Source organism: Mucilaginibacter sp. P1_A3 (assembly GCF_056406855.1).
The window spans coordinates 51,399-78,158 of sequence record NZ_JBFTZJ010000003.1 but is presented as its reverse complement, the minus strand read 5'-3'; the positions used below and the strand labels follow the sequence as shown (position 1 = coordinate 78,158).

Annotated in this window: 23 protein-coding genes; 7 read left to right on the top strand and 16 right to left on the bottom strand. The window is 43.0% G+C overall.

Features of this window, described 5'->3' with window-relative positions; translation table 11 throughout:
• The first annotated feature begins 369 nt into the window (after positions 1–369).
• Together AC1D0K_RS06985 and AC1D0K_RS06980 are read left to right on the top strand one after the other, a co-directional pair.
• A complete protein-coding gene (locus AC1D0K_RS06985) occupies positions 370–1,188 on the top strand; it encodes a helix-turn-helix domain-containing protein (protein WP_477390489.1) in 819 nt (272 codons plus the stop codon).
• 39 nt (positions 1,189–1,227) lie between these two features.
• On the top strand, positions 1,228–2,784 hold the full coding sequence (locus AC1D0K_RS06980) for an FAD-dependent monooxygenase (protein WP_477390491.1): 1,557 nt from the start codon (positions 1,228–1,230) through the stop codon (positions 2,782–2,784).
• A 19-nt stretch (positions 2,785–2,803) separates the two neighbouring features.
• Here AC1D0K_RS06980 and AC1D0K_RS06975 read toward each other — a convergent pair whose 3' ends face one another.
• Positions 2,804–4,228 (bottom strand): MATE family efflux transporter, encoded by a 1,425-nt coding sequence (locus AC1D0K_RS06975; RefSeq protein ID WP_477390493.1) that lies wholly within the window; start codon positions 4,226–4,228, stop codon positions 2,804–2,806.
• Positions 4,229–4,503: 275 nt separating this feature from the next.
• Between AC1D0K_RS06975 and AC1D0K_RS06970 the strand changes: the two genes are divergently transcribed.
• Positions 4,504–5,406 (top strand): N-acetylmuramoyl-L-alanine amidase, encoded by a 903-nt coding sequence (locus tag AC1D0K_RS06970; protein ID WP_295711419.1) that lies wholly within the window; start codon positions 4,504–4,506, stop codon positions 5,404–5,406.
• A gap of 211 nt (positions 5,407–5,617) precedes the next feature.
• Here the strand turns inward: AC1D0K_RS06970 and AC1D0K_RS06965 are convergent, their stop codons facing one another.
• Positions 5,618–6,439, bottom strand: a complete 822-nt coding sequence (locus AC1D0K_RS06965; protein WP_295711417.1) for an alpha/beta fold hydrolase — start codon at positions 6,437–6,439, stop codon at positions 5,618–5,620.
• Positions 6,440–6,907: 468 nt separating this feature from the next.
• Here AC1D0K_RS06965 and AC1D0K_RS06960 point away from each other — a divergent pair, with 468 nt between their 5' ends.
• Positions 6,908–9,370 carry a TonB-dependent receptor gene (locus AC1D0K_RS06960; RefSeq protein WP_477390496.1) on the top strand — a complete coding sequence of 821 codons (2,463 nt, stop codon included), beginning with the start codon at positions 6,908–6,910 and terminating at the stop codon, positions 9,368–9,370.
• A 6-nt stretch (positions 9,371–9,376) separates the two neighbouring features.
• Here the strand turns inward: AC1D0K_RS06960 and AC1D0K_RS06955 are convergent, their stop codons facing one another.
• The 10 genes from AC1D0K_RS06955 to AC1D0K_RS06910 all read right to left on the bottom strand — a co-directional run bounded on the left by AC1D0K_RS06955 (position 9,377) and on the right by AC1D0K_RS06910 (position 20,058).
• Positions 9,377–10,000 carry a hypothetical protein gene (locus AC1D0K_RS06955; RefSeq protein WP_295711415.1) on the bottom strand — a complete coding sequence of 208 codons (624 nt, stop codon included), beginning with the start codon at positions 9,998–10,000 and terminating at the stop codon, positions 9,377–9,379.
• A 539-nt stretch (positions 10,001–10,539) separates the two neighbouring features.
• Positions 10,540–12,801, bottom strand: a complete 2,262-nt coding sequence (locus AC1D0K_RS06950; RefSeq protein WP_477390499.1) for a multicopper oxidase domain-containing protein — start codon at positions 12,799–12,801, stop codon at positions 10,540–10,542.
• Positions 12,802–12,844: 43 nt separating this feature from the next.
• Positions 12,845–13,360, bottom strand: coding sequence for a DUF3347 domain-containing protein (locus AC1D0K_RS06945; RefSeq protein WP_477441447.1), 516 nt, complete (start codon positions 13,358–13,360; stop codon positions 12,845–12,847).
• A gap of 26 nt (positions 13,361–13,386) precedes the next feature.
• The gene (locus AC1D0K_RS06940; RefSeq protein ID WP_477392106.1) at positions 13,387–13,950 is read right to left on the bottom strand and encodes a helix-turn-helix domain-containing protein; all 564 of its coding nucleotides are present in this window, start codon (positions 13,948–13,950) and stop codon (positions 13,387–13,389) included.
• Positions 13,951–14,022: 72 nt separating this feature from the next.
• Positions 14,023–14,421 (bottom strand): HYC_CC_PP family protein, encoded by a 399-nt coding sequence (locus AC1D0K_RS06935; protein ID WP_477392105.1) that lies wholly within the window; start codon positions 14,419–14,421, stop codon positions 14,023–14,025.
• A gap of 324 nt (positions 14,422–14,745) precedes the next feature.
• A complete protein-coding gene (locus AC1D0K_RS06930) occupies positions 14,746–14,958 on the bottom strand; it encodes a heavy-metal-associated domain-containing protein (protein WP_477392104.1) in 213 nt (70 codons plus the stop codon).
• 15 nt (positions 14,959–14,973) lie between these two features.
• Positions 14,974–17,208, bottom strand: coding sequence for a heavy metal translocating P-type ATPase (locus tag AC1D0K_RS06925; protein ID WP_477392103.1), 2,235 nt, complete (start codon positions 17,206–17,208; stop codon positions 14,974–14,976).
• 222 nt (positions 17,209–17,430) lie between these two features.
• Positions 17,431–18,483 carry a hypothetical protein gene (locus AC1D0K_RS06920; RefSeq protein ID WP_477392102.1) on the bottom strand — a complete coding sequence of 351 codons (1,053 nt, stop codon included), beginning with the start codon at positions 18,481–18,483 and terminating at the stop codon, positions 17,431–17,433.
• Between the two features lie 246 nt (positions 18,484–18,729).
• Positions 18,730–19,656, bottom strand: a complete 927-nt coding sequence (locus AC1D0K_RS06915) for an alpha/beta fold hydrolase (RefSeq protein ID WP_477392101.1) — start codon at positions 19,654–19,656, stop codon at positions 18,730–18,732.
• Between the two features lie 114 nt (positions 19,657–19,770).
• Positions 19,771–20,058, bottom strand: a complete 288-nt coding sequence (locus tag AC1D0K_RS06910) for a hypothetical protein (RefSeq protein WP_295711384.1) — start codon at positions 20,056–20,058, stop codon at positions 19,771–19,773.
• Between the two features lie 384 nt (positions 20,059–20,442).
• Here AC1D0K_RS06910 and AC1D0K_RS06905 point away from each other — a divergent pair, with 384 nt between their 5' ends.
• Entirely contained in the window at positions 20,443–21,123 is a 681-nt protein-coding gene (locus tag AC1D0K_RS06905) for a GNAT family N-acetyltransferase (protein WP_477392100.1), read from the top strand.
• A gap of 83 nt (positions 21,124–21,206) precedes the next feature.
• Positions 21,207–22,910, top strand: coding sequence for a GH39 family glycosyl hydrolase (locus AC1D0K_RS06900; RefSeq protein ID WP_477392099.1), 1,704 nt, complete (start codon positions 21,207–21,209; stop codon positions 22,908–22,910).
• Between the two features lie 355 nt (positions 22,911–23,265).
• On the opposite strand, the gene AC1D0K_RS06895 is transcribed toward AC1D0K_RS06900, so the two are convergent.
• From AC1D0K_RS06895 to AC1D0K_RS06885, 3 genes are all read right to left on the bottom strand, one after another.
• Entirely contained in the window at positions 23,266–23,430 is a 165-nt protein-coding gene (locus AC1D0K_RS06895; RefSeq protein ID WP_477392098.1) for a hypothetical protein, read from the bottom strand.
• 144 nt (positions 23,431–23,574) lie between these two features.
• The gene (locus tag AC1D0K_RS06890; RefSeq protein ID WP_477392097.1) at positions 23,575–24,483 is read right to left on the bottom strand and encodes a metallophosphoesterase family protein; all 909 of its coding nucleotides are present in this window, start codon (positions 24,481–24,483) and stop codon (positions 23,575–23,577) included.
• 16 nt (positions 24,484–24,499) lie between these two features.
• Entirely contained in the window at positions 24,500–24,667 is a 168-nt protein-coding gene (locus AC1D0K_RS06885) for a hypothetical protein (RefSeq protein ID WP_477392096.1), read from the bottom strand.
• Between the two features lie 248 nt (positions 24,668–24,915).
• On the opposite strand from AC1D0K_RS06885, the gene AC1D0K_RS06880 reads away from it, so the two are divergent.
• Positions 24,916–25,725, top strand: a complete 810-nt coding sequence (locus AC1D0K_RS06880) for a lysophospholipid acyltransferase family protein (protein ID WP_295711372.1) — start codon at positions 24,916–24,918, stop codon at positions 25,723–25,725.
• An 18-nt stretch (positions 25,726–25,743) separates the two neighbouring features.
• Here the strand turns inward: AC1D0K_RS06880 and AC1D0K_RS06875 are convergent, their stop codons facing one another.
• Positions 25,744–26,697, bottom strand: a complete 954-nt coding sequence (locus AC1D0K_RS06875; RefSeq protein WP_477392095.1) for a ligand-gated ion channel — start codon at positions 26,695–26,697, stop codon at positions 25,744–25,746.
• Positions 26,698–26,760 lie beyond the last annotated feature (63 nt).

Sequence of the window (26,760 nt, the reverse complement as noted above, 5' to 3'; positions counted from 1 at the left end):
AATGAAGAAATAAAATGATGAAGATCAGCCAAATTAATGATCTGTTTCAGCGCTTCGACCATCAAACTCTCAACCTACTTACTGAAATGCAGATCTGCACCAAAAATATATAACGCTGAAAAAAAATGATTATAACGCTCTCCGCTGATCCTGTTTTCATTGCATTCACCTGCGCACTCGTACCTGATTCCCCCGGTAAGTATCTTTATCACCGGACAGCGGTATGAACTTAAGGCCGTTGTAAATGCTTTTTGACGAGTATTTAAGCACCCTGTAATTCTCATCATAACGCAACAGTCATAAAGGCAAAACCTCAAATCTTTCGATTTGGGGCGTTTTATTTTTGACCCAAATATGCTATCTTTCAAAATGCAGCACCAAGAATTTGAACCTCCTGAAGAATTACGGGATATCATAAAGTGCTTTTGGTATAACAGAAGAGACTCCGGAGAACTACCATCGGGTTTTGAGGTACAACCTGATGGCTACGCTGAAATTATTTTTCATTTCGGAAGCGCCTGTTGCATTTCTTGCAATGGCGGCCTGCAGCCGTTGCCATCGCCATTTATGATGGGGCTGCTCAATCAACCCGCTGTTTTTTACACGAAAAATCGTTTAGAGATCATTGGTATCAGGTGCTTTCCATGGACCGTGTTCGACTTGCTTGGACTGCCGGCCGGTAAAGACGGGGTGCGCATATTTGAGCACCCTATTGCCCAGCTTCAATCCACATTGAGCAAGTGGATTCATGCTGGCAGGATAGATGAAGCGCTGGATGAGGTAAAACAGTATTTCTTGAATGCACGATCGGGAATTGCGATTGACAGTATGCTATTCAAAGCCGGGATTGCTATGAGGGAAGCAAATGGCACCATTCCGGTAAGCCAGGTAGCGGCGGCGGCTCATGCTACGGTGCGTACATTGGAAAGAAACTTCAAGCAATCTTCTGGCTATACTGTTAAAGACGTGTCTGGTCTGATGCGCTTTGAGCAGGTGCGAAACCAATTATGGCTTTATCCAAATTCAAACCTTGCCGGCTTAGCTCATGAGCTGGGCTATACAGATCAATCTCACCTGAGCAGGGAATTTAAGCGCTACAGCGGCACTACGCCGGCGGCATTCGCACGAAAGGCCAAGAAGGGAAAACAGGCTGTAAGCAGCGATTTTGTCGCGTTTATACAAGCCTAATGCAGGCGCATTCCAGAGTTTTGTGTTTCAATCACCTATATGAAAGTTACACCTGAAAGCAAGAAATCAGCACAAAATCATTCTACTCACGATATAATCATCTCCGGCGCAGGGCCTGTAGGTCTGTTCCTCGCCTGTGAACTCGCCCTGGCCAAATGCTCAGTCCTGATACTGGAAAAGGCGGACAGTCCGCACTCGCCATTGAAGCAAATGCCTTTTGGGATACGGGGACTCTCCACACCTACTATTGAAGCACTTTACCGCCGTGGGTTGCTAAAAGAACTTGAGATACATAAACGCCTTAAAAATCCACACTCCAACGCCGTACAAGGGCCACGCCGTCAGGCCGGGCACTTCGCTGGCATTCCATTCCATGACGGCGATATTGATACCTCACAGTGGAGGTACCGCCTGCCAAACTCGCCCCCCACCAGTTTAATTTCTGAAATGCAGGAGCTTGAGGCTGTGCTGACCCGCCGCGCAGAAGCTTTGGGTGTAGTTATCAAGCGCGGGCTTGCCATTACTCACTTTCATCAAACCGATGACGGGGTAACTGTTAACTCAGTTGACCAATACTTTAAGGGTAAGTGGCTTGTGGGCTGCGATGGAAGCCGGAGTGTTGTTCGCAAAGCGGGCGGGTTTGAATTCGCCGGTACCGAGCCGGAATTTACCGGCTACACTACCCAGGTTGATATTGCCGACCCCTGGAAGCTGAGCCCGGGCCGAAACGTGACACCAACAGGTATGTACCTGCAATCGCAACCGGGTTACGTGGAGATACAGGATTTTGATGGAGGGGCTTTTCATAATTCAGAAAAGCCAATCACGCTGGAACACGTGCAGGAGGTGCTACGCCGCATCTCAAACACTGATGTTACTATCAGCGCACTGCATTTGGCAACCACCTGGACCGACCGGGCAAGGCAGGCCACAACCTACCGCAACGGACGGATACTTTTAGCGGGCGATGCCGCGCACATTCACGCACCGCTGGGAGGCCAGGGACTTAACCTTGGGCTGGGCGATGCCATGAACCTGGGCTGGAAGCTTGCCGCAACCATCCGGGAGAAAGCGCCGGAGGGTTTGTTGGATAGTTATTATACAGAACGGCACCCAATTGGTGCACAAGTGCTGGATTGGTCACGCGCCCAGGTTGCTATCATGAAACCAGACCCGTATGCCCGTGCACTGAACGCGATTTTCCGCGACCTTATGAATACACGCGATGGTGCCACCTATGTTGCAGGACGGGTGTGGGGCATTTTCACACATTACAATCTCGGTGGCCTTCACCCCCTGGTAGGTCACAGCGCTCCCAACTTTGAGTTGGAAAACGGTGCAAAAATTGCTGAGTTAATGCACGATGGCCAGGGGATACTGCTTGATTTTGATAGGAATGATTCGCTTAAAACTTTGGCGGGTAAATATGGCGACCAAATCAGGTATATTTCAGGCAATGCAAAAGACCGGGTATCGGTAAGCGCCGTACTGATACGCCCTGATGGGATTATCGCCTGGGCTTGTGATAACAACCCGGATTGCATCGAACTGGAAAAGGCAGCCGGTCGCTGGTTTGTTTGTAATCAGGGATGTTAGCCGCATAATGAACGATGCACTAAACCATGGTTTTCTTCCATTTTCCACGCTTAAACAATATGTAAGCCGCTATACTTAATCCAATTTCGGAAAAGGGGATAGCAATAAAAACGCCGGTTGGCCCCATTGCAAAATACTTGGCCAATAAATAAGCCAAAGGAATTTGGAATAACCAAAATGTAAAAATGTTAATTTTAGTAGGTGTCCAGGTATCACCGGCACCATTAAAAGCACTGGTTAAAACCATACCCACTCCGTAAATAATAAAGCCGCCGCTTAAAATTTGTAAAGACCGGGTGGCCACTTTTTTAACCGCCTCATCGTCAGTAAAAAAAGAGGCAAATAAATGCCCGCAGGTTAAAAACAATACGGTCACAATGCCTAAAAATACAATTGTATATTTTATAGTTTGAAATACCGATTGTTCTGCCCTGTCCACATGCCCGGCTCCTAAATTTTGCCCAACCAATGTTGCTGCCGCATTGCTCAAACCCCAGGCTGGCAGCAGGAAGAACATCATTAACCGCAATGACGTTTGGTAACCCGCAGAACCATGATCGCCACCTGTTGTAGCAACCAATTGCGCCAAAAATATCCAGCTGCAACTGGCTATTACGAATTGTAAAATACCCGGCGCCGCAATTTTAATGATCGCTTTTATCTGATGCCAGTCGGGTATAAAATAGCTTATCCGGATTTTTAAAGCATTTTTGCCATTAAATAAGTTATAAATCTGGTAGGTAACCCCCAAACCGCGACCAATGCTTGTGGCTATCGCTGCTCCCGTTAATCCAAAAGCCGGGATAGGACCAAGCCCCCTGATAAAAATAGGACATAAAATAATGTTTGCCATATTGGCAATCCACAAACTACGCATGGCTACGGCGGCGTTACCGGCTCCCCTGAAAATACCATTTATTAAAAACAACAGCACAATGATAAGGCTACCGCCCATCATAATGCGAACGAATGGAGTTCCATGATCGGCAGTTTCTGTGGAGGCTCCCATAATTAAAAGCAGGTCTCTGGCATGTAAAAATCCCAAAATACTGATGGCCAGGTTAATAAACACAGCAATTACAATGGTTTGCATTCCTGCCTTTGAGGCGGCTTCAGGATTTTTTTCACCAATGCGGCGTGCAACAACCGCTGTTGCGGCCATACTTAAACCTATGGCCAATGAATATATTACGGTTAATACAGATTCCGTTAATCCCACTGTTTGAATAGCGTGACTACTGTTTTTTAAATGACCTACAAAATAAAGGTCGACCAGTGCAAAAACAGATTCCATGGCCATTTCCAGCATCATGGGGATAGCCAATAAAACAATTGCTCTTTTTATACTGATGGAGGTGAGGTCAACTTCCTTACCCTTTATTGCTTGTTTTAAAACCGAGAAAAAAGAAGATACCTTACCCTTTATAGTAATTGATTGCGACATAGATGTAAGCTTGTATTATTTTAGGAAGTGGCTTTTTATCTGAGACCCTGAAGTACAAATATAATGAGACCTTTTGGTTACGCAAGTTGTGATTGAAACGGCAGGAGCAGAAAACCATCCGGTATAACCGCGATTCAATCAACGGGTTTTTATAAGATTTGTGTACAATTATAAAAAAGATCTAAAAAACGATTGGGGATTACAATGTTTTATTAATTCTATTTATCTTTAGTAAACCAAAGACAATCAATTATTTAAACCTTACCTGCACCCTTATGAAAATTACAGATCACTGGTTAGTTGCCGACTCAGCTACTGAAAAAATAAAAATTTCTAAATCCGGAAATGTCAGGGACCCTATCGATCCTGATTATTTGGTAATTCATTACACAGCCACAGATACTGCGCAATCAGCAATAGATTGGTTTATGGATACCCGATCCAACCCTGATAAAATTGCCGCACATATTGTGTTAAATACTGACGGCACAATTACCCAGCTGATCCCTTTTAATCACCGGGCAAATCATGCGGGTACCAGCACCTGGGATGGGGTAGATAATTTTAATTTTCATTCCATCGGGATAGAAATTGTAAACCCGGGTTTTGTAGAGAAGCTGGCAGATAATACTTTTAAACGAGCTACAGATGATGGTGTAAAAATTTATCCGGCTACCGATGGTGATAAGTTTATAAAGATTGATCACAAGCACAAGTTTTGGACAGGTAAAAGCAACCATCAATGGCGCACCTTTCCTGATGCTCAGCTACAGGCGTTATACAAGCTTTGCAAAGTATTATTTGATACGTATCATTTAATAGCAGCCGTTGGTCATGATGATATCTCTCCGGCGCGTAAGCCAGATCCCGGACCGGCATTTCCCTGGGATACATTTAAGGCAAATGTATATGGCAGTACTAATAACACCGGTAAAATTTATATTGTAAATACCGAAGACACGAATTTTAGAAATTCATTTTCTACCAATGCCACTGTCCTTAAAAAATTAACAAAAGGTTATGAGGTAGGCTTGATAGAAACAAACGGCCAATGGAGTAAAGTATACCTGGTAAATAGCCAAGCCGAAGTATTGCAGAATGTGGAGGGCAAATTAAGGAGCATTAAAACCATAGGATGGATATTTAGCTCACTGTTATCTTTAAAACCCGGTCAATAAGCATACCTGGTCTTGTCGAAAATCGCTTTAGAGCCGTTACGAAATATTGAGGTCTTTCTTGGGTCCTCTATAATAGTTCGGAAATTGTCCCGGCAAGGGCTGCTTCAAAATGCATAAGGCCTTGAAATATTAAATTTCAAGGCCTTAGTTTTTTAACTTAAAAACTACCAGCTTTATAATGCCGGCAATTTAAATGAAGTATCTTTTTTATTTATGATTTGAAAAAAGCCAAAAGATCCCTATTGATGGTTGCGGCTTCTGTAGTCGGCATACCATGGGGGAAACCCGGATAGGAAATAAGTTTCCCATTTTTTAAAAGCTTTATAGACTTTGCTGCCGAATTGTGAAATGGAACGATCTGGTCATCTTCGCCATGTAAAACAAGCACAGGAATATCCACACTTTTAAGGTCTTCTTTAAAATCCGTTTCTGAAAAAGCCTTAACACCATCATAATGCGCTTTTACTCCGCCCATCATTCCCTGGCGCCACCAGTTGTCTCTGATTCCCTGCGATATTTTCGCTCCCTCACGATTGTAGCCATAAAATGGAAGCGTAATATCTTCATAGAATTGGGCCCTGTTAAATGCTGTACCCTCGCGTATGTCATCAAAAATAGCCATAGGAACGCCGTCAGGATTATTTTGAGATTGTACCATGATCGGAGGGACCGCGCTGATTAGTACAGCTTTGGCTACCCGGCCTTTTCCATGTTTTGCAACATAATGGATAACTTCGCCGCCACCCGTTGAGTGCCCAACGTGTATCGCATCTCTCAAATCAAGTGCCTGGGTTAGCTCGGCCACATCGGCTGCATAGGTATCCATGTCGTGTCCGCCTGAAACCTGGCTTGATCTTCCATGCCCGCGGCGGTCATGGGCAATAACCCTAAATCCCTGCCCAAGAAAAAACATCATCTGTGCGTCCCAGTCATCGCCCGATAAAGGCCAGCCGTGATGAAAAACAATTGGCTGTCCGGTTCCCCAATCTTTGTAATAAATTTCGGTTCCGTCTTTTACTGTAATCTTACTCATTGCGTTTGTTTTTGATGATTAATAAAATAGGTAAATATACTTCTATGGACCAGTGTAATAGTAGCTGTAAATAATCCATTATAAATGGACTTGAATGTGACTGTATGTTGATAGCGTAGTAATCAAGGCCGGACCAAAGCCGGTTTAAAAACTAAAATAGTAAATAAAAGCTGATTTATGAATCCGCCCATTCAAAATTTACAAATATCCGGCAAACGCCCCAAAACTCTCCGCAAATTGGTTCTCGAAAATCAACAGGAATATAGTTTTCACATCGGAGTCTGATTGTCCATATACAATCATCTGTCGACCAGTGGGGCAATTTTACCGATGAATAGATTTCGGCACCGGCTAATTCACGCTTCATGTGGTCTAACCGGTTCTTCGTCGATTATTTACCTCCCACGGTCTATCGCATTTTACAGGTTGAGTCATTTACTTTTTATTTGGAGCATAAAACCAAAAGCGATGAAAAAAATATACTTCTTAATGTTATGCTTACTACCGTTTACATTGGTAAGAGCCAGTGATACAGGCTCGTCAAGTATTGCCGGCACTGTTATTGATTCGCTTAGCCAAAAACCTGTTGATTATGCAACCATATCTGTATTTGACCAGGTAAGTGGTAAACTGATATCCGGTTCATTAACCGGGACAGATGGAAAATTCACTTTAGAAAAATTACCCAAAGGCACCTATCAATTAAAGATCAGTTTTTTGAGTTATGCCAACAAAACCATTTCTAACCTTAAAGTAACTGATGGAACCTTATTAAAGTTGGGTAAAATCCTGCTCAGCCCTGATAGCCGGCTTTTGAAAGAAGTACAGGTTACGAGCAAAAAAGCTTTGATTGAGGAAAAAATTGACCGGACGGTATATAACGCCGAAAGTGACCTGACAACCCGTGGCGGCGATGCTACCGATGTTATGAAACGCGTTCCGATGGTAGCTGTGGATCCGGACGGGAATGTGAGTGTTAGAGGTAGCCAGAACATCAAAGTTCTTATTAACGGCAAGCCATCGGCAATGGCTTCAGCAAGTATTTCGGATGCTTTAAAACAAATTCCTGCCGACCTGATCAAAAGCGTAGAGGTAATCACTTCTCCCTCTGCTAAATACGACGCCGAAGGGTCCGGTGGCATCATTAATATCATACTGAAACAAAATACACTTCAAGGCATGTCGCTGAACCTCAATTCGGCAGTTGGCACACGGGGAGGCGATCTTGGGCTAAACGGAGGTTACAAGGTAGGCAAAATGAATTTTTCTCTTGGAGGGTTTGGCCGCACAGGCTACAATATTCCAGGCGAATTCAGCAACAGTCAGACAGTAAACAGCCTTACTTCAAATGACACTTATTTAACCACTCAATCTGCCGGCACGCATAATAAATATTTGTTTGCCAGGTATAATGTGGGATTGGACTATGATATAAACGAGCATAATTCACTCAGCCTTGGCGTTGTTTTCGGGGCTAATAACCACCCCACAGTTCAGGACAATTTTCTGACCCAAAGTTATTTAAATGATGTACTGACCGGCTCATCATTACAGAAAAACAAGATCACAAATAATTCAAACTCGGTTGATGCCACATTAACCTATACGCTGACAGGTGCAAAGCCCGACCGCGAGTTTAGCTTGCTTACCGAGTACAGCCAAAACAACCGCAACAATAATTTTGAAAGCCTTTTCCTCAGTCAAAACGATGGTTCGATTACCGGTGGCCTAAAAAACAACAATAACAGTGTCAATAAAGAACTGACTTTAGAAGCCGACTATCAAACACCGCTTGCAAAAAACCAATTGCTGGAATTTGGGGCTAAGGATATTATCCGGACGGTAACGAGCGATTATGCTTACCTGGCGGCTTCAGGTTCTTCACTTAACTATTTACCCGTTTCATCGGCAAGCCTTTCAAATGCCTTTAATTACAAGCAAAATGTTGCCGCTGGCTATGTATCCTTTACTTTTGTTCCCTTTAAAAATTACACCATTAAAGCCGGCACCCGTTACGAGTACACCAGCATTAATGCCGATTTTCTGAGCGGCTCGGCCGTTAATATCCCTAACTATGGCATATTGGTACCCAGCCTAAACATCTCCAAAAAATTCGACAACGGCGATATGATTAAATTGGGATATAACCGCCGCATACAGCGCCCGTCAATTGAATTTCTGAATCCTAATATACAAGCCTCAAATCCCTTAAATATAACCAGTGGGAACCCCGGGCTGCAGCCCGAGTTCACCAACAACTTTGAGCTGGCCTATAGTACTAATATCAAGAATAACCATTTCAATATTTCGGCGTTTATGCGCAATACTAATGATGCTATACAAACGATAAGGACAACCAGTGGCGACACGGTGAAAACCAGTTTTCAAAACCTGGGGAAACAAAATGCATACGGCATGAGCCTATCTGCCAACTTAGCGCTTACCAACAAGCTAAATATTAACGGCGGCGTGGATCTTTATTATTTAAACCTTGATAACCAAAACCCCGATCCACTTTTCCGGGCTTCAAATCACGGTATGGTAGCTAGCTACCGCTTGTTTGGCAGCTATGATCTTTCTGATAGTTATTCTATCCAGGCGTTTGCATTTCGCCGCTCCCGCCAGATCCAGCTACAGGGTTACCAGGGCAATTTCAGCGTTTATAACCTGAGTATCAATAAAAAGTTTGCCAATAAAAAGGGCAGTATCGGCATTGGCGGCGATAACTTTTTAACCAATGCATTCCGCATACCTACGGTTGTTAACTCGGGCAACATTAACCAAAACGCGGTAAACGTTATGCATAACCGGAGTATCGAAATCACGTTTAGCTATAAGTTTGGCGGCCTTTCAACACCAAAACCCAAAAAACCTAAAAAGACTATCAACAACGACGACTTGAAGGAAGGTAGCAGTAACAACAATAACTAACCCCAATTACCCTACATGAGTTGTTTTTTTCTTCGCTCTATTCCAGATTCTAAAATTCAACACAAACTTATTTTTTTGAATTAACGACCGCCATTCCACAAATAAAATAGAAGAGATAAAAAGCAAGCCCAATATTAAACTTATAATTGATTTCCAGGAGAACCCTCCTGCCATTATGCCTTTTGCGTTCTCTGATACATATTTCCCTAAATGTACAGTAAGCGCGTCGCTGGTAAATTTGCCTACAAAAAATGTGGGGATGATATACCTTGCGTTTATTTTTGCCATACCACTGGCCAGGAATAAAGGAGTAGTTGGCAAAGGCAATAAAGTATAAGCCAATATGGCCACCTGGCTTTTCCATCCTTTTTCTTTCATCTTTTCGCCGAGGAATTGTACATCTTCATTCTTTGCTTTCTTAAAAATTCTTCCCGCAAGTAATGGAATATATAAAGTAAGGATGTACCGCCCAATAATGGAGCCGGTAACTCCAATTATAATAACCAACCAGGTGTTTAAACCATAGGTCACCTGTAAAAAAATCATAATTGTAAAAGCCGGTGGAAATGGGATAGGAACAACATCAAACAAAAAAGAACCCGCAAAAACCAGTAAGTATTGCCACCACATATATTCGATCTTAGTATCTTATTTTAAAACGTATAGTTTTGATCTAAGGTACTAAGAATACGAGGAGAGTGATAGGGTAAATAATAGAAATCATTCGATTGGCTGAGATACATCACTTAATTACTTTGCATGTGGAATGCAGACCCGTCAGCCGACGGACGGCGCGACGCAGCGGCTTTTTTTTGCGATCTCCTGTTGGGAGGGGTGCAGCTGAATGCGCGGCAATGGCAGGGAGGGGTTTCGTCGACATACCATCTGCAACGGTGCTTGAACGCCTGATTTAACCCCTACCTCCTCCTTCCCCGAGGAAGGAATCGCACATTACCCCTACCTTTTTTTACCGTAATAGTCGCGTTTATACCCGGCCGTAGATCATAGGCGTTCAGAAGATTTCTTAACGTGTTTTTAATTCCCTCCCAACGGGAGGGGTGCGGCTGAAATGCGCGCAATGGCAGGGAGTGGTTTCGTCGACATACCATCTGCAACGGTGCTTGAACGCCTGATTTAACCCCTACCTCCTCCTTCCCGGAAATCATAGCTTAATAAGTGAGCGTTAAACCGCCGCCCAAACCCATATCGCTATCATAATGGCTTGATACAGAAAAATATTTGGTAATGATATATCGTAGGCCCGCCGCATATTCCTTGTCGGTATTTCCCATCAGCGTAAGCCGCAACCTGCTGGTTACAGGAATATCTTCCCGGCCCAGTTGAAACCGCAGTTTACCATTTCCATCTACCCTCATATCAGCTACAAAAAGCATGGGCAATGTATAAGCCAAACCCGCAACTACAGTTTTACGGTTATTTTTATTACTCGCCTGCCCAAAAAGATTCGTTTCCTGCTCGGTGGTTTTTTTATAATGATAATCAAAACCCGCATAGCCGTAAAGCCATTGCATTTGCCCAAAGTAGCGCCCAACCATGGTTTCGCTTTCATAGCCTTTAGTGTTATTGATGCCTAAGTGCCACATGGTTGATAATTTCCAGCGGGTGTTTGCTAAACTTACGTTCCCATCGCTGCCATTGCTTTCCAGCCCTATTTTGGCCATCGCATAAAAGCGGCGGTCATCGGCATACACCTTTTTTATTGACTCAGCAGGGTTAGGCACCTCCGGATTAACCGGCGAGTTTTCATAGCTGAATATCCGGCCCATGCCACTCATCATGTGGTACAATATATGGCAATGAAAAAACCAATCGCCGCTCTCGGTTGCCGCAAACTCAATGGTATCCGTTTCCATAGGCATAATATCAAGCGTGTTTTTTAGGGGCGAATAATCTCCCTGCCCGTTTAACACCCTAAAATAATGCCCATGCAAATGCATAGGGTGCCGCATCATGGTATTGTTATAAAGAATGATCCTCACATTCTCGCCCTTCTTTATCAGGATCTTATCCGCCTCTGAAACCGTTTTGTTATTGATAGTCCATACATAACGGTTCATATTACCGGTAAGGTTAAAGTGCAATAATTTAACAGGCCCCGCCGGTAAATTGGTAGGCTTAACGGCTTTTAACATACCATAGTTTAATGTTACCAGGTCGGCATTACCCATTTCCATACCCGGCATATCCGCCATTTTCTTGTCTGCAGCCGTCGTATCTTGTTTCATGGCGTCATCGCCCGTAATTTCCGGGTACATTACGGTGTTCATGTCCATAACCTGGTTGGTCATTTCCATACCGTCCATCTTTTTCATGTTACCATCCACACCCATCATACCGTTCATCATCTTCATCCCCTCAAAGTACTTTAACCGGGGCAAAGGCTTTGCTTTTACTTCGGGCCCGCTGCCCAACCATAAAGAGGTTGACTTGGTTCTGTCCTCGGCGGTAGCTAAAAACTCATAACTACCGTCTTTAGGTATGGTAACAACTACATCATAGGTTTCGGCAACAGCTATAATCAGCCGGTCTACCTGTACGGGCTGCACATCTTCGCCGTCATTGGCCACAACTGTAATTTTACCGCCTGCATACTTAAGCCAGAAATAGGTAGATGAGCCGCCATTGATGATGTGCAGTTTTACCTGGCCGCCTTTTTTAAACTGCGCGGCATGGTTTGCCACTTTGCCATTACTAAAAAAGCGATCGTAATAAACATCACTTACATCCATGGCAACCATTCTTTTCCACTCGTTGGTTAGTTTTGTTTTGAAATGACCTTCACTAATAGCCTCCGCATAGTTTTGGGTGCTGCCTTTGCGAATGGCGTACCAATCGGTTTGGTTATGTAAAGATCGCTCCACCTGGTCGGGGTTTTCATCAACCCAATCACTCAGCAATAAGGTGTATTCCTTTTGCGCAACTTCTTCTTTAGGATGAATAATAAATGCGCCGTACATCCCGCTTTGCTGTTGGGTCATGGTATGGGAGTGGTACCAGTATGTGCCATGCTGCACCAGCGGAAATTTATAAAAATGGGTTTCGCCAGCCTTAATTGGCGTCGTTGTGAGGTATGAAACACCATCATACCGATTGGGCAGTATCAGCCCATGCCAATGGATGGATGTTTCCATCATCATTCCATTATGTACATAGATCTCGGCGGTATCTCCCTCGGTAAATTCCAATGCCGGCGCGGGTATGCTTCCGTTTATAGCCATCGCGGGTTTTAATTTGCCCGTGTAGTTTACCGTAGTATCACCAATGTATAAATGGTAAATTTCGCGCCTGCCAATTTTGGTATAAAATGGCTGATGTTTTTCGCCATCATTCATTTTCATACCGCCATGTTGCGCATAGGCCAAACCAACCGACCCTAAAAGGTTCAGTATAAATAAAATAAATATTTTCATAATATGTGAGCTGCCGGAAACAGGCCGGCAGCTTTTGATTAAATTATTTGGTTACCGGAGTCAACGTTTCCGTAGTTTTTCCGCAGGTAAGCATTTGCTTACCATAGTAAGGATTTTTAATGGAGGCAGTTTCGCTTAACCAGGTGGCTTTTTTCATAGGGCAGTATTGCTCATAAATCACCGTGCTGTTTAATTTTAAGCCTTTAACCACCTCGTACATGTTTTTGGACAGGCTGGTAAAATGTTCGCGCTGATGATCCAAAACCGGGCTTTCGCTAATGTGCCTGCTGTCAAACTGCAGCTTTTCCATATAGGTCATCCATAATTTATGCTGATCGGGAGTTAATTTATTCATCGGTACAGCACTGATGGAGGCCAGCAAATCTTTGGCTTTGCTTTCAGTAACCGCACTGTTATCGGCTATAAGCGCATTTTTAACACCCAGGTAAGCGGTTACCACATTATTTATCGCTCCTGCTGCGGTTGATTCCTGGGCCTTGATCTGTGTACAAGCTATTAATAAAGTAAAAGCTAATAACAATTTTTTTAGTGATTTCATGATGTATAGTTTTTATGAATTTGATTTTATAGTTTATCGATAGGTTTGCGCCCCTTGGTTTCTGCAGCTTTGAACTGGCTGGGCGTAATACCGGTTACACTCTTAAACTGTGCTGATAAATGCGCGCTGCTGCTATAACCCATTTGAAAGGCAATTTCGTTTAAATTTAACTCACCATATTGCAGCAGTTCCTTTACCTTTTCCACTTTTTGCTGAATAATATATTTTTCAATGGTGGTGTCTTCATGTTCAGAAAACAGGCGGCTCAGATAGGCATAATCCTTATTTAATTTAGCCGCAAGCAAACTCGAAAAATTGAAATTATTTGCAGCAAGATCTGAATAATGTACTTCCTGGATGATGATATTTTTTATATGTTCAATCAGCTTATCTTTTTCACTATCAATCAGTTCAAAGCCAAGCAACTTTAAGGCCGATGCTATTTCAACCATCTGGCTTTCATCGGGTTCTGGGTTTACAACTGCCACACCCAGGTTAACATCCTCCACCTCAAGCGTTAAATTTTGGAGTTGTTGTTTTACGACCATAATGCAACGATCGCAAACCATATTTTTAATATGTAATATCATGTATTTCTTTTCAAGCTGTTTAAATAAAAAGACAATAAGTGTCCAATCCGCAAAAGACGCGGTTAAGCCTGATCAGATCTGTAGGGAACAAAATTGAATGGAGATAGCCTTACCGGATTTTCCGGGCGGTGCCTTACGCTCTGTCCAGGCAAAGTCGTTGCCTATTGGTTTTCGCAATAAATAACCAGGGGTTATTGTATAATTAGCTAAAACAGCTACTGGTGAAAATTGGTAATCAAGTGCCGGTTTAATATTTTCTTTGATAGTATATTCACCATGCTTTTTACAGCATCCGCAATCCTTACTATCCGCGCAATGTTTTTTGTTCTCTTTGTCAGCGCCGGTATTAGCCATTGACATCGCTGGCTTTTTAAACAAGTTAGCGGCAGCGCAATGAACGATACAAACAAACATCCCTGTTGTAAGTAACAGGTAAAATGCTCCCATGCCGATAATTGCCGCCCTTTTCATTTAATAACAAAGTTACCTTTTAATAAAACATGCTTTTTATAAAACCCCGTAATTAAATTATAAAATTACGTAAAACCGTTCATATAACTAAAAGCCAATAGCCCGTGTTATTGGCAGGGAAATCGCTTTTTTTTAACCACCACGTTGTGCCGAATTTATTTCGGCATCCCACAGGACATTCACGCCTGCCATGTCTCCGACTTGCCTGCTATAGATCTATCCCGTGTTCATTGCATGTGGGATGCCGAAATAAATTCGGCACGACGTGGTGGTTTTTTTTAAAAGCCAATAGCCCGGGTTATTGGGCTATTGGCTATGTATGGTTTAAACCCTTTCGGCATTAAAGCCTTTTTGTTTTAAGGCGCTGATGATTCCATCGGATGATAGTTCTTCCCCAGCTTCAACGGTAAGGATTTTATTAGGGTTTGTTGTATCTACGTTCCATTTATCAATGCCCTTTAAGCTGTTTAATGAAGGCGTAACTGTTGCTATGCAGCCACTGCAATTGATGTTGGTTTTGAATTTTAAAGTTTCCATGTTTATATATGTGTTTTAAAGATTAAGTTTTGAAATTTTTAAGCGCAGGCTGTTACTCACTACCGAAACGGAACTTAGCGCCATAGCCGCCCCGGCAATCATCGGGTTTAACAGAAATCCATTGATGGGATATAAAATGCCGGCCGCAATTGGTATTCCTATCAAATTATATATAAAGGCCCAAAACAGGTTTTGACGAATAGTGCGAACCGTTAGCTGCGAAAGCCTAAGTGCTTTGGGCACTTGCTGTAAATCAGAAGATACCAGGGTTATCCGGGCCACATCAATCGCGATATCCGATCCCTGGCCCATCGCGATAGAAACATCGGCCTGTGCCAATGCCTCACTATCGTTAATGCCATCACCAATCATAGCTACCATATTGCCCTCTACCTGTAATTGTTTTACAAACGCCGCCTTATCAGATGGTAAAATATCCGCTTTAAAATGATCAATCCCGGCTTCTTTAGCTATAGCGGCCGCGGTTTGTGCGTTGTCTCCGGTTAACATAATCACTTTAATCCCCTGTTTTTTTAACTGACTAATAGCTTCTGCCGAGTTCTTTTTTATTTGATCGGTAATCGCTACTATAGCCAGTACCTGTTTCGCATCAGCAAAATAAATCACGGTGCGGGCAAGGCTTAATTGGGTATTAATATTTTCCTGCAGATCAATTGGTATAGCAATGCCCTTTTCTTCAACCAATTTATGGCTGCCCGCGTAATAAATATTTTTATCATGCACCGCTTCCACTCCCCGACCTGTAAGGCTTTCAAAAGAATCTACGTTCACCCAGCTGGTGCCCATTGATTGCAGATAGCTTGTAACGGCGTCGGCCAGGGGATGTTCAGATAACTGCTCCATCGCTAAAAAGCAGGCTTGTAATTGATTGATATCCTGCCCAGCATTTTTTGCCCAGATGAGATCCGTAACCACAGGTTTTCCTTCTGTTATTGTTCCTGTTTTATCCAGTACCACAACATTTACCTTGTAGCCCAACTCCAGGGCTTCTGCATCCTTGATCAGGATACCATTTTCTGCCCCTTTGCCAATGCCCACCATAAGGGCGGTAGGCGTAGCCAGGCCCAATGCACACGGGCAAGCGATAACAAGTACTGTAACCATAGCCAACAAGCCATGTGTTAAGGCATGGCTGCCGCCAAATACAAGCCAAGCTCCTAAACTTAGTAAAGCAATAAGCATTACTACCGGCACAAAGATGCCTGCAATTTTATCTACCAGCTTTTGCACCGGTGCTTTTGAGCCTTGTGCCTCCTGCACCAGTTTAATAATATGGGCCAGTAGGGTATCACTCCCTACTTTCTCGGCCTTAAATCTAAAACTGCCTTTCTGGTTTAGCGTACCTGCAAAAACCTTATCTCCCTGTTTTTTTTCAATGGCCACCGGCTCACCGCTAATCATGCTTTCATCCACGTAGGATCTGCCATCATATACCTCGCCGTCAACCGCTATCTTTTCTCCCGGGTGTACAAGCAATTGATCGCCTATTTGCACATCGGCAATAGCAATTTCCTTTTCACCATCGGCAGTAACCAGGTAAACCAAATTGGGTTGTAACCCTATCAGTTTTTTAATAGCCGAAGATGTATTGGATTTTGCGCGCTCTTCCAGTAATTTGCCGAGCATAATAAAAACAATAACCACCGATGCCGCTTCAAAGTAAACATGCGGGTGCAAACCCTGCCGGTGCCAAAACCCCGGATTTACAGTATTAAAAACACTAAACAAAAAAGCTATCCCGGTGCTCATGGCCACAAGGGTATCCATGTTGGCCCGGCCATGCCTGGCCTGTTTCCAGGCGCCAATAAAGAAGTTTTTGCCTGCAATAAACAACACTGGTGCCGATAGCAGCATCATAATATAATTTGCGTAAGCCATATCCATAAAAACCATCCCTATTAAAACCACGGGAATGGTTAAGATGGTGGCCCAGGTAATGTTTCTTTTAAGTGCTTTATAATATACCTGCTGTGCTTCTTCCTGTTTTTGCTTGCCGTTTGTTGTATCGATAATGATATCGTACCCAATTGACTGAACAGATTGCTTCAGCTTTATGGGTTGTATTATATCCGGATGAAAGGAAACTTTAACAGATTGTGTTGCGTAATTAACTTCTGCTTTATCAACACCGCTTTGTGCACCAAGCATAGTTTCCACGCTTGATGCGCAGGAAGCACAGGTCATGCCGGTAACCGGGAAGATAAGCGTTTGTGATTTTTGTACTAACATTATACTAATTTAATAGTACAAATTTACCACCAGCCCTACCCCGCGGCCTTACAGTATTCCGGGAATGATTTATATAATATTGTTATTTGCCATGTAGTAAATCAGGTATTGAATGGATTAACTTCCGATGCCGCTCCCGACAACAAGCAACAGCAAACAGGGGCGATTATAAGTCAATATAACCGCCCCTGTTCTAAAAGCTTTGATGTTCACAAGCGCTATTTACAGCGTCCGGAATTTTATGTCATTACCTTGTTCCCAAACAAAAAACTCGTTTTTACTGGTTAATTGCGCCACCTTTAAAAAGCTCCCGATGCCTATAACAGTTGCTTTTTTATCAGGAAGAGACACCATGTTCAGGGTATCGATATTTTGATAAGTGACTACGGCATTAGCTGTGCTGCCAGTAATGTTAGCATATCTTCCTTTAGCTATATATATTTCAGGTTTGCCAGCCTGGGCATAATAAATATCGCCCTTACGTTGCCATACCGTTTGTATACTATTTGATGGTGCAATGCGCAGCGCTCCGCCATCCATAGGGCAGCCGTTAAGCTTCCAGGTATCTGTTCCCATTTTTTGAGCAGCAGAAAAAGTTTGTCCGCCGTTTGTTGATTTAGCCACATAAAGATCTCTTGAGCCATTCAGCCAGTTTCTGAACATGATGGCAACCGTTGATCCGGATACGGCAATGCTCGGCTTGCAACATTCGCAAACATGTTTATCTGGCGATTGATATGCTAAACGATTAGCGGACCATCCCTTTGCATTGCCGCTTAAGGAAGAAAACCATATTTGGTTGCTGCCTCCCAGCCTGGTATCCAGCCATACCGCGTAAAAATGATTTTCTTTATCCGCGCTTATTGCCATCAATCCTTCCGGGGCCGATCCTTTTTGGTCATTAATAAGGCCCATCGCCTCCCATTTCTGCGCAGTATGATCCAGTTTAAACCAATGAATATTCCCGGTTTTATCCATAGCCGTAATAACCGAATAATTAGCCGAACTGCTTAACTGCGGCCCTCGGCCCATGCCCAGGTGCATGCCGGTTATATGAGCTACTAAAACCGGTTTTGAAAACGTTTGCCCATGATTATTAGATGTAGCGCAGAAAATATTTTCGTCCAACCCATATACTACTCTAACTATTCCCTTATTATCAATACTTACCTGGGGCTGTTTGCCTTGCCCAATAACATCGCTATTTTGAGGCGACGAGGAAGATAAAATTATAAAGCCGAAGCCTAATAAGACCAGGAAAAAGAGGTATTTCATTTCTATATAAATTTCAGGTTTGTAAATGAAGGCAATGTACAGTAAAATAACATTTTGATGAACGGATTATTGCTTTTTAGCTAAACTATTAAATTGAAACCCGCAGCCTCTACTCCCCTAAAAAATCGCGTTTTAAATTTATGACAGCTGTTCCATTAGCCTGAGGGGGGCGGGCGGAAAGCGGGAATTGTATCCCGCTTCCGATCAGATATAAAGCCTGTAAATTTATCGACCGTTTGGCGTTGATTATTTCTCCAGGAAAAAAGCCAGCAGATCTTTTTGCACCTGGGCCGTATTTTCCTGCACTATCCAGTGCCCCGATCCTTTGATAACAGATTCTTTTACGTTGGTGGCTACCAGTCTGCTATGGGCTGCTAAAAACGGAGCGGCAAAGTGCTCAGACCCCATAGCCAGCAGCGGCATAGGCAATTTGTTTTTCATCAGTTCCACATTATCTTTAGCATCCTGCGGGAAAGCCCCAAACCAATGGAATGAGCCAGTTGTAGCGCCAGGCACAGAGTATGCCCTGATGAACTCATTTTTTTCGGCTGTAGTGAACGGATTTTTTACATAACCTACCAATGGCCAAAAGTTGGTTAAAAACAACCCAGCCTTACCGGCAACAATTTCGCCCGAGTGCGGCATCCCAAAAAAACCAAACCACCATGCACCAGCACGTACCTGGCTCCATACGGGTTCAACTCCTGGCAATAAGGCATCCATCAGCGCAATCTTCTTTATCTCCTGCGGATACTGGGCCGCGTAGGCATACGCTACCATAAGGCCGATATCATGACCTGCGAGGTTAAGGTGTTGATAGCCCAGCTTTTTCATCAGCTCATGCAAATCAACGGCCATCGTTTTCTTATCGTACCCGCCGGCAGGTTTGCCAGATTCGCCAACACCGCGCAGGTCGGGTGCTATAACGGTAAAATGTTTAGATAACTCGGGCATTAAGCGATTCCACATATACCAGTTTTGGCCAAAGCCATGCACCAGCAGCAAAGGTTCGCCCTTGCCCCCTGTTACATAGTGAATTTTAACGCCATTTACTGTAGCATATTGATGTTTAAAACCCGCAGGCGGCGAAGCTGGTTTAACAACAGCAATTGCCGCAAATGAAAACATGGTAAGCAGGATTACCAATAACAGGGTAGTTGTTTTTATTTTCATAGTATGATTTGTTTATGTGCAATCAGCAGCCCCCCTTTCAAAAATGAAAAGAACATTCATTACCGGTAAATCTGTTCAGGGTAATTATCAATGAAAAAAGCTTCAATACCCTGATCAATTTACAGGTTCAAGATCAGCAAAAACAACATCGGTGATCAACAAACCTTTTTCCCCGTTCGTGGTTTCAATAGTATGTATGTATTTGTAGGTATTTGATAACTGATCAAACCCTTCGTCAATCACTTTAATATTCAGATCAGCTAAAGAAAAATCTTCGCTGTTTTGGAGACATAAAAATCTTTCATCCTTTATTGACAAAAAATCGTCAGTATATCCCTGGTCATGCAGATCAATAACCCTGCTTGTTAAGGCATCGCTTAATCTTTTTTTAATGTTTTTCATGGCAATTTCAATTACAGTTTCGGCTCCTTACTCATTTGCTATTCAATACCTTAGCAAATTTCAATCCAAAACCATGTGATTTTTATCACTTTGCAAGTGTTTATTTTTCCACTTTAAAAACTTCATAAAATTTTCATAGATCCCTGCGTGCAGCCGCCCGCAAAAAAATTGCCCGTGCTTGGCTTTAGTGTCATTAACAAGTCAAATTGACAGGATTATTAGCCTATTTTATATGCGTGTTTAAACTTAAAATGCCACCATATATCGAAAAAATGCACACCCGAAAGTCAGCCTATCCCAATACAAAACATTTAACTTTAATGCCCGTTGATATTTTGTATAATTTCGCCAAATAAACTTGCAATAAACTATACAAACATTAAAATGGACCACCCATTAAATAACCCGGCCTGGAATGCTTTAACATCTGGGAACAAAAACCTTTCAACAGGCACCAACCTGGTTAAATACTTTATAAAAGATGTATCCCCATTTGCAGGTATGGCAGAAAATACGCCCGAGAACTTCGACATCCTGTATAACCTCCTGCCATCTTCAACTACGGTAGCTGTTTTTAGTCCCGAAGAAATGGAGATCCCTCAGCCATGGAAAACGATTCAGCAAATGCGGGTTTTGCAAATGGTATACAATAACCCAGCGCCTGAGGCTATAACCGATGTGGAACTTGTCCCTTTACGGGATGAGCATATCCCTGCCATGCTGGCACTTACCAAACTAACCAACCCCGGTCCGTTTTTTAACCGCACTATTGATTTTGGATATTACTACGGCATTTTTAACGATCAGCAACTGGTAGCCATGGCAGGGCGGCGTTTACAACCTTCGCCCTACATGGAAGTGAGTGCTGTTTGCAATCATCCCGACCACTTAGGCAAAGGTTACGCCAGCCAATTAATACAACACCAGGTGCGGCTTATTAAAGCAGAGGACGGTACGCCGTTTCTGCATGTGCTGCACAATAACGTAAATGCTATTAAACTTTATGAAAAACTGGGATTTGTAACACGTAGGGTGATGAGTATTTGCGCGATACAAAAAGTTTAATTATCAATGATATTGATACAATCCATTGGCCCCAAATTGACCTTACTTATCATATATTAGTGAAATAACCTTTCATCTAATTTATGAGAACAAAAACAGGGTATTTCGGCTTGGTTGCGCTTTTTTATTTACTGAGCTCCCCACTCGTTTACGCACAGGAAGCTAAACAGCAGCCTGCAACAATTACCGTAAATTTAAAAGACGAAACAGCAGAAATGAGCCCGGTTTGGGCTTGGTTTGGCCACGATGAGCCAAACTATACCTACATGAAAGATGGCCGCAAACTACTTGCCGAGCTGGCAAAACTTAGCCCTGTGCCTGTTCATTTGCGTGTGCATAACCTGCTTACCACGGGCGATGGCAAAGCCGCCCTTAAATGGGGATCAACCAATGCCTATACCGAAGATGCCAATGGCAAGCCTGTATATAACTGGCACCTGGTTGATAGCATATTTGACACTTACATTAAACTGGGAATTAAACCCTACGCGCAAATTGGTTTTATGCCCGAAGCTCTTTCAACGCACCCCCAACCATACCAGCACCACTGGAAACCCGGCGACGATTATAATGATGTTTATACCGGCTGGACCTATCCGCCCAAAGATTACCATAAATGGGAAGAGCTGATATACCAATGGGTAAAACATTCGGTAGAAAGATATGGGAAAAAAGAGGTGGAAAGCTGGTACTGGGAAGTGTGGAACGAGCCCAACATTGGCTACTGGAAAGGAACCATGCCCGAGTTTTTTAAAATGTATGATTATGCAGCCCATGGTCTGAGAAGAGCATTGCCAACAGGCAAAATTGGCGGACCGGAAATAGCCGGCGGATCAAGTCAAAGCGGGATGAAGTTTTTGAAAGCATTTATAGAACATTGCGTAGCCGATACCAATTACGCGACCGGCAAAATAGGCTCGCCGCTTGATGTGCTATCTTTTCATGCTAAAGGGCAGCCAACGGTAACCAATGGTCATGTGCGGATGAATATGGCTCCGCAGATGCGTGATATTGCCGAAGGCTTTAAAATTGTAGCATCGTACCCGCAAACCAAAAACTTGCCTATAGTTATTGGAGAATCTGACCCGGAAGGCTGCGCGGCCTGTGGTATGGCTACCAATCCATCCAACGCCTATCGCAACGGCACTATGTATTCCAGTTATACAGCGGCGTCCTTTGCCCGCGAATACCAATTAGCCGATTCATTGGGTGTAAACTTCATGGGCGCGGTTTCATGGTCGTTTGAATTTGAAGATCAGCCCTGGTTTTACGGTTTCAGGGATCTGGCCACCAACGGCGTTGATAAGCCAGTGCTCAACGTATTTCGGATGTTTGGAATGATGAAGGGCAAAAGAATTAAGATACAGGCAGATCATATGTACCCGGTTAAAACAATGATTGACTCAGGCTTAAGGGGATCACATACCGATATAGGCGCATTGGCCACTAAAGATAAAAAGGAAGTTGCCGTTATGGTTTGGAACTATCATGATGATGACATCCTCGATGCCGGGAATACTGTAAAAGTTACCATTACTGATTTGCCTGCCAACACGGTTACACTTACGCAATACCGGATTGATGAGCAACATAGTAACTCCTATGAGGCCTGGAAAAAAATGGGATCGCCGAAGACTCCAACTTCCGCACAAATTGAAGAACTGCAAAAGGCGGGGCAATTGCAAACCATGGGTAAACCGATAGCGATACCCGTTAAATCGGGACGATTAAGTACAGAGATCATATTGCCAAGGCAGGGCGTGGCATTGCTGAGGATGAGCTGGTAAGTTGTAAAGCATATTTTAACGCATGGAATGCTTTTTGATATCTCGGCAGGGAAATCGCGTTTAAAATTTATAGTGGCTTTTCTATTAGCATGATGAAATTAAAAAGCGGACGTCGTGCCGAATTTATTTCGGCATCCCACAGGACATTCAAGCCTGCCAGGTCTCCGACTTGTCTGCTGTAGATTTATTCCGTGTTCGCTTGCATGTTGGATGCCGAAATAATTCGGCATGACTTGGTGTTTGAATGAACTTAAAGCAGGTAAGGGTAAAAAATTCACAAACGTTGAAGATCTTTTTAACAGTATCTGATCAAATCCATGTTTGAAATCGCTTCTTCATCAAATACGTCCACAAATTATTTACTGACATAGGGTTTATGGATTATTGTGGCCTTATTCATCGTTTGTTGAATCTTAAATAATCGGGTAGCCATTTCAAAGCGCTCTTTGTAAGTCCGTTTTAAACCTTCCTTTAAAAGCTCCAATTCCGCCTCATCAAATGCTTGCTTCTTTGTTTCCATGGCGTATAGTACTTTAAACTATATCAAATTTATATAAAAAGCAACTAATAACACCATCTGGGCTCCCTTTCTTCAATGCCCAAACCTCATCCCGTTCAGAAATTATATAATCCTTTGGTATCCCGCGGGCAACATAACTTTCCCCTACCCCAAATAATTCACATATCTTTCCTCAAACGTTCCGTCACTGTAAAGATCAAGCAGCCCATAGCCGGGTGCTGTTTCACGCCGGTTTCCATCCCACCAGGCACCACTTACAGCACCGTTGCAGATGTAGGTAACATTATTATAAACCACTTTATCCCTTAGGTGGATGTGGCCGCTCAAACATAATTTAACATTGGGGTGCTGGTAAAACAGGCGGATTATTTTGGCCGTATCGGTATGCATATCGCCGCCAAGCATTACCCATTTATTAATAATATCATCCTCAATCATTAGCGTAGCGGTAAGGATAGGGATGTGCGACATGACCAACACCGGCATGGCAGGATCGGCAGTTTTCAATTCATTTTCCAGCCAGGCAAACTGTTCATCGCCCAGTTTACCAATGTACCACGTTCCGTCAATATCAAGATGTACACTATCCAGTAAAATAAACTTCCAGCCGCCTTTGATAAAGCTGTTGTAGGGCTTTGAAAGTTTTAGCTGATCCATTGCATACTGCTTGCCATAAATAGCCTGGTTTTTGTCGTTCTCGTTCCACCATATGTCGTGGTTACCAAGGCAATAATGCGTGGGGATGCTGCTTTCGGCTTTCAGAATACCATTCATCAGCTGCCATTGGTCGTTTATGGTGCCAATGTTTTCTTTGTTCATATCAAAAACAATGTCACCACCATTCAAGACCAGATCTGGCTTTGGGTTTTGCTGTTGCATATGATGCAGGCATTTAACAAACTTAGCCGGCGCGTCGAATTTATTTTTAAGGTGAATATCGGTCAGGTGTGCTACCCTGAGCACACTTTTTTTAGGATCAATGATGTTACCAAAACCCAGGGTTGGCGCTAATAGCAGGCCGCCAATATTTTTTAATGCTGATCTTCTTTGCATGAATAATGTAAACAGGTTAGATACGGGGCTTTTTGTGCGCCCCTTTTTCCGGCTTCATCTCTGATCGATTGCTATCCTTTTCATAATCTTTTTCATCCTTTTGATTCCTGCGGATGAGCCATACTACCAATGCAGCCAGTGCAAGTACTACGGCAATTACTAAGGGATAATTTATCGTTTCCATAACCGGTTTAATAAAACAGATGTAGGGAAAGGACTCGAACCTTTCATATGCTGCCGGCCAGCACCCTACGCAATGATCTCAATGACCGGTGCAAAGTTAAATGCACTTTTTGGGTATTAGTAGTACATGTGAATTATTTAACAAAATAGTAATATACCGGATGTCGCCTGCAGAAAAACACTAATTCAATACCTAAAGCATAACAACAATCCATCTATTCCTTTACACCGCAGCCTTAACTTTGCCAAATGGCGGTAATCAGCAAAAATGATGTTATTAAGGCTACGGGAACAAAAAGGCTTCCCGGTTTAGCTACTTTTTTAATGAAGCTGATGAAAATAGATGCTTTTAATAGTATGATGCAGCAGGCCGGCATGTTACAAGGTGTTGCCTTTACCCGTTTTGTGCTGGATTTTTTAGGCATCACTATTCAGATCGACGAAGAAGACCTGGCCAATATTCCGGCTTCTGGTGCTTTTATTGCGGTGGCCAACCACCCCTACGGCGCTGTTGAATCGCTCGCTTTGCTTAATTTACTGGTTTCATCAAGAGAGGATACTTTGTTTATGGGCAATTTTCTGCTAAAGCGGGTACCAAACCTGGCCGATTATATTATCGCCGTTAACCCGTTTGAAGCAATTAAAGATAGCTCCAGCATCAGCGGACTAAAAAACACGTTGTGCAAACTCAAAAACGGCACCCCGGTTGCAATTTTCCCCGCCGGTGAAGTTTCTGCCTTTGATTTTAAAACAAAACGGGTTACCGACAGGCAATGGCACCCTGTTGTTGGCAAACTTATTGCCAAAGCCGGTGTCCCGGTACTTCCCATTTATTTTCATGGCGATAATGGAATAGGTTTTAGTTTGCTCAGATACATACATCCGGCCTTGCAAACCGCTATGCTGCCTGCCGAGCTTTTTAATAAAAAAGGGATGGTATTACGTGTGCGTATTGGCAAGCCCATATTGCCCGGTGATTTTCAAACGCAACAAAAAGCTGATGAGCTGTTACCCATACTAAGGGCTAAAACATATGAGTTAAAAGAAGTTGCAGCTTAAATTAGCTGCAATAATTTATTAACCGTTGGCATTATAAATAAACCAAGCATTTAACGACAGGTAAATAACCAGCAAAACCTGGGCGCTTATAAAATCGAACTTTTTGGCTCTGGCTATTTTCTCTTGCTTTACAAGCCTCAGCGAATATGAGGTGCAAATGATTACGGTAAGTATAAAAAACAAAGTCATCCCGTGCAGGGTATCTACCAGGGTAAATGTGGTTGATTCAGGCAGTGTTGAATCAATGATGTACTTATTACCAATAACCGCAAACAATGCGCCTACACTTAGCCCAAAGCGCGAATCAATACTATCCGTATGGATATAAAAGCACATATAGGCAATAAGGAAGGCCACATACATACCCAGGAACATTTTCCAGAACAGGCCCATGGCGTCCCTCTTAATTTGTAGCCTAACTTTAAAATTGCTGTATTCGGTATGGGGTTTCTTCAGGCTTTCATCGCCAAATGCTGTTTCGTAGGCCTTAATGCCAGTGCTGATGTTAAGACTATCAATATTCCACCCTCTTAGTGTAAAACGCGGGTCGAAATGTTTGCCCAGCGTATCAGCAACAAACACCAACGATTGGGAATCGAACTGTGAGTTTTCGATAGAAAATCTTAGTTTTTGCCTGTCGAAGGGAAAGTTATTAATTGCCCAGGAATCCTTCATCACACATTGCAGTTTCATGAGCATATAAACTTTGTTACCACTGGAATCAATAGTTGAAAACGATTTGGTAACTGTTTTCGCCTGTGGCACTTCCAGGTTCTGCAAAAAATCAAATTTCCTGTTTTCGTATTTCAGCCACAGCCAAAGGTCAATGGTATATTCTTTATCCTTAAAATTAATATCGTGGATGCTGGTAATATAAACCCCGGTCTTTACGGTATCCGCAGTTGGCCCCTTCGCCATAACGCTGGTTGATGCAAAGCATATAAACAGGATAAATAGCAGGGAATATTTCAATGTGATATCTTGTTAGATTTAAAGCGGCCCATGCTAATATACCTAAATATGTATCAAGTATAT

What these genes read in the sequence shown, in the direction of transcription:
- AC1D0K_RS06985 (WP_477390489.1), top strand. Translation starts at nt 370, where the DNA reads ATGCAGCACCAAGAATTTGAACCTCCTGAAGAATTACGGGATATCATA.
- AC1D0K_RS06980 (WP_477390491.1), top strand. Translation starts at nt 1,228, where the DNA reads ATGAAAGTTACACCTGAAAGCAAGAAATCAGCACAAAATCATTCTACT.
- AC1D0K_RS06975 (WP_477390493.1), bottom strand. Translation starts at nt 4,228, where the DNA reads ATGTCGCAATCAATTACTATAAAGGGTAAGGTATCTTCTTTTTTCTCG.
- AC1D0K_RS06970 (WP_295711419.1), top strand. Translation starts at nt 4,504, where the DNA reads ATGAAAATTACAGATCACTGGTTAGTTGCCGACTCAGCTACTGAAAAA.
- AC1D0K_RS06965 (WP_295711417.1), bottom strand. Translation starts at nt 6,439, where the DNA reads ATGAGTAAGATTACAGTAAAAGACGGAACCGAAATTTATTACAAAGAT.
- AC1D0K_RS06960 (WP_477390496.1), top strand. Translation starts at nt 6,908, where the DNA reads ATGAAAAAAATATACTTCTTAATGTTATGCTTACTACCGTTTACATTG.
- AC1D0K_RS06955 (WP_295711415.1), bottom strand. Translation starts at nt 10,000, where the DNA reads ATGTGGTGGCAATACTTACTGGTTTTTGCGGGTTCTTTTTTGTTTGAT.
- AC1D0K_RS06950 (WP_477390499.1), bottom strand. Translation starts at nt 12,801, where the DNA reads ATGAAAATATTTATTTTATTTATACTGAACCTTTTAGGGTCGGTTGGT.
- AC1D0K_RS06945 (WP_477441447.1), bottom strand. Translation starts at nt 13,360, where the DNA reads ATGAAATCACTAAAAAAATTGTTATTAGCTTTTACTTTATTAATAGCT.
- AC1D0K_RS06940 (WP_477392106.1), bottom strand. Translation starts at nt 13,950, where the DNA reads ATGATATTACATATTAAAAATATGGTTTGCGATCGTTGCATTATGGTC.
- AC1D0K_RS06935 (WP_477392105.1), bottom strand. Translation starts at nt 14,421, where the DNA reads ATGAAAAGGGCGGCAATTATCGGCATGGGAGCATTTTACCTGTTACTT.
- AC1D0K_RS06930 (WP_477392104.1), bottom strand. Translation starts at nt 14,958, where the DNA reads ATGGAAACTTTAAAATTCAAAACCAACATCAATTGCAGTGGCTGCATA.
- AC1D0K_RS06925 (WP_477392103.1), bottom strand. Translation starts at nt 17,208, where the DNA reads ATGTTAGTACAAAAATCACAAACGCTTATCTTCCCGGTTACCGGCATG.
- AC1D0K_RS06920 (WP_477392102.1), bottom strand. Translation starts at nt 18,483, where the DNA reads ATGAAATACCTCTTTTTCCTGGTCTTATTAGGCTTCGGCTTTATAATT.
- AC1D0K_RS06915 (WP_477392101.1), bottom strand. Translation starts at nt 19,656, where the DNA reads ATGAAAATAAAAACAACTACCCTGTTATTGGTAATCCTGCTTACCATG.
- AC1D0K_RS06910 (WP_295711384.1), bottom strand. Translation starts at nt 20,058, where the DNA reads ATGAAAAACATTAAAAAAAGATTAAGCGATGCCTTAACAAGCAGGGTT.
- AC1D0K_RS06905 (WP_477392100.1), top strand. Translation starts at nt 20,443, where the DNA reads ATGGACCACCCATTAAATAACCCGGCCTGGAATGCTTTAACATCTGGG.
- AC1D0K_RS06900 (WP_477392099.1), top strand. Translation starts at nt 21,207, where the DNA reads ATGAGAACAAAAACAGGGTATTTCGGCTTGGTTGCGCTTTTTTATTTA.
- AC1D0K_RS06895 (WP_477392098.1), bottom strand. Translation starts at nt 23,430, where the DNA reads ATGGAAACAAAGAAGCAAGCATTTGATGAGGCGGAATTGGAGCTTTTA.
- AC1D0K_RS06890 (WP_477392097.1), bottom strand. Translation starts at nt 24,483, where the DNA reads ATGCAAAGAAGATCAGCATTAAAAAATATTGGCGGCCTGCTATTAGCG.
- AC1D0K_RS06885 (WP_477392096.1), bottom strand. Translation starts at nt 24,667, where the DNA reads ATGGAAACGATAAATTATCCCTTAGTAATTGCCGTAGTACTTGCACTG.
- AC1D0K_RS06880 (WP_295711372.1), top strand. Translation starts at nt 24,916, where the DNA reads ATGGCGGTAATCAGCAAAAATGATGTTATTAAGGCTACGGGAACAAAA.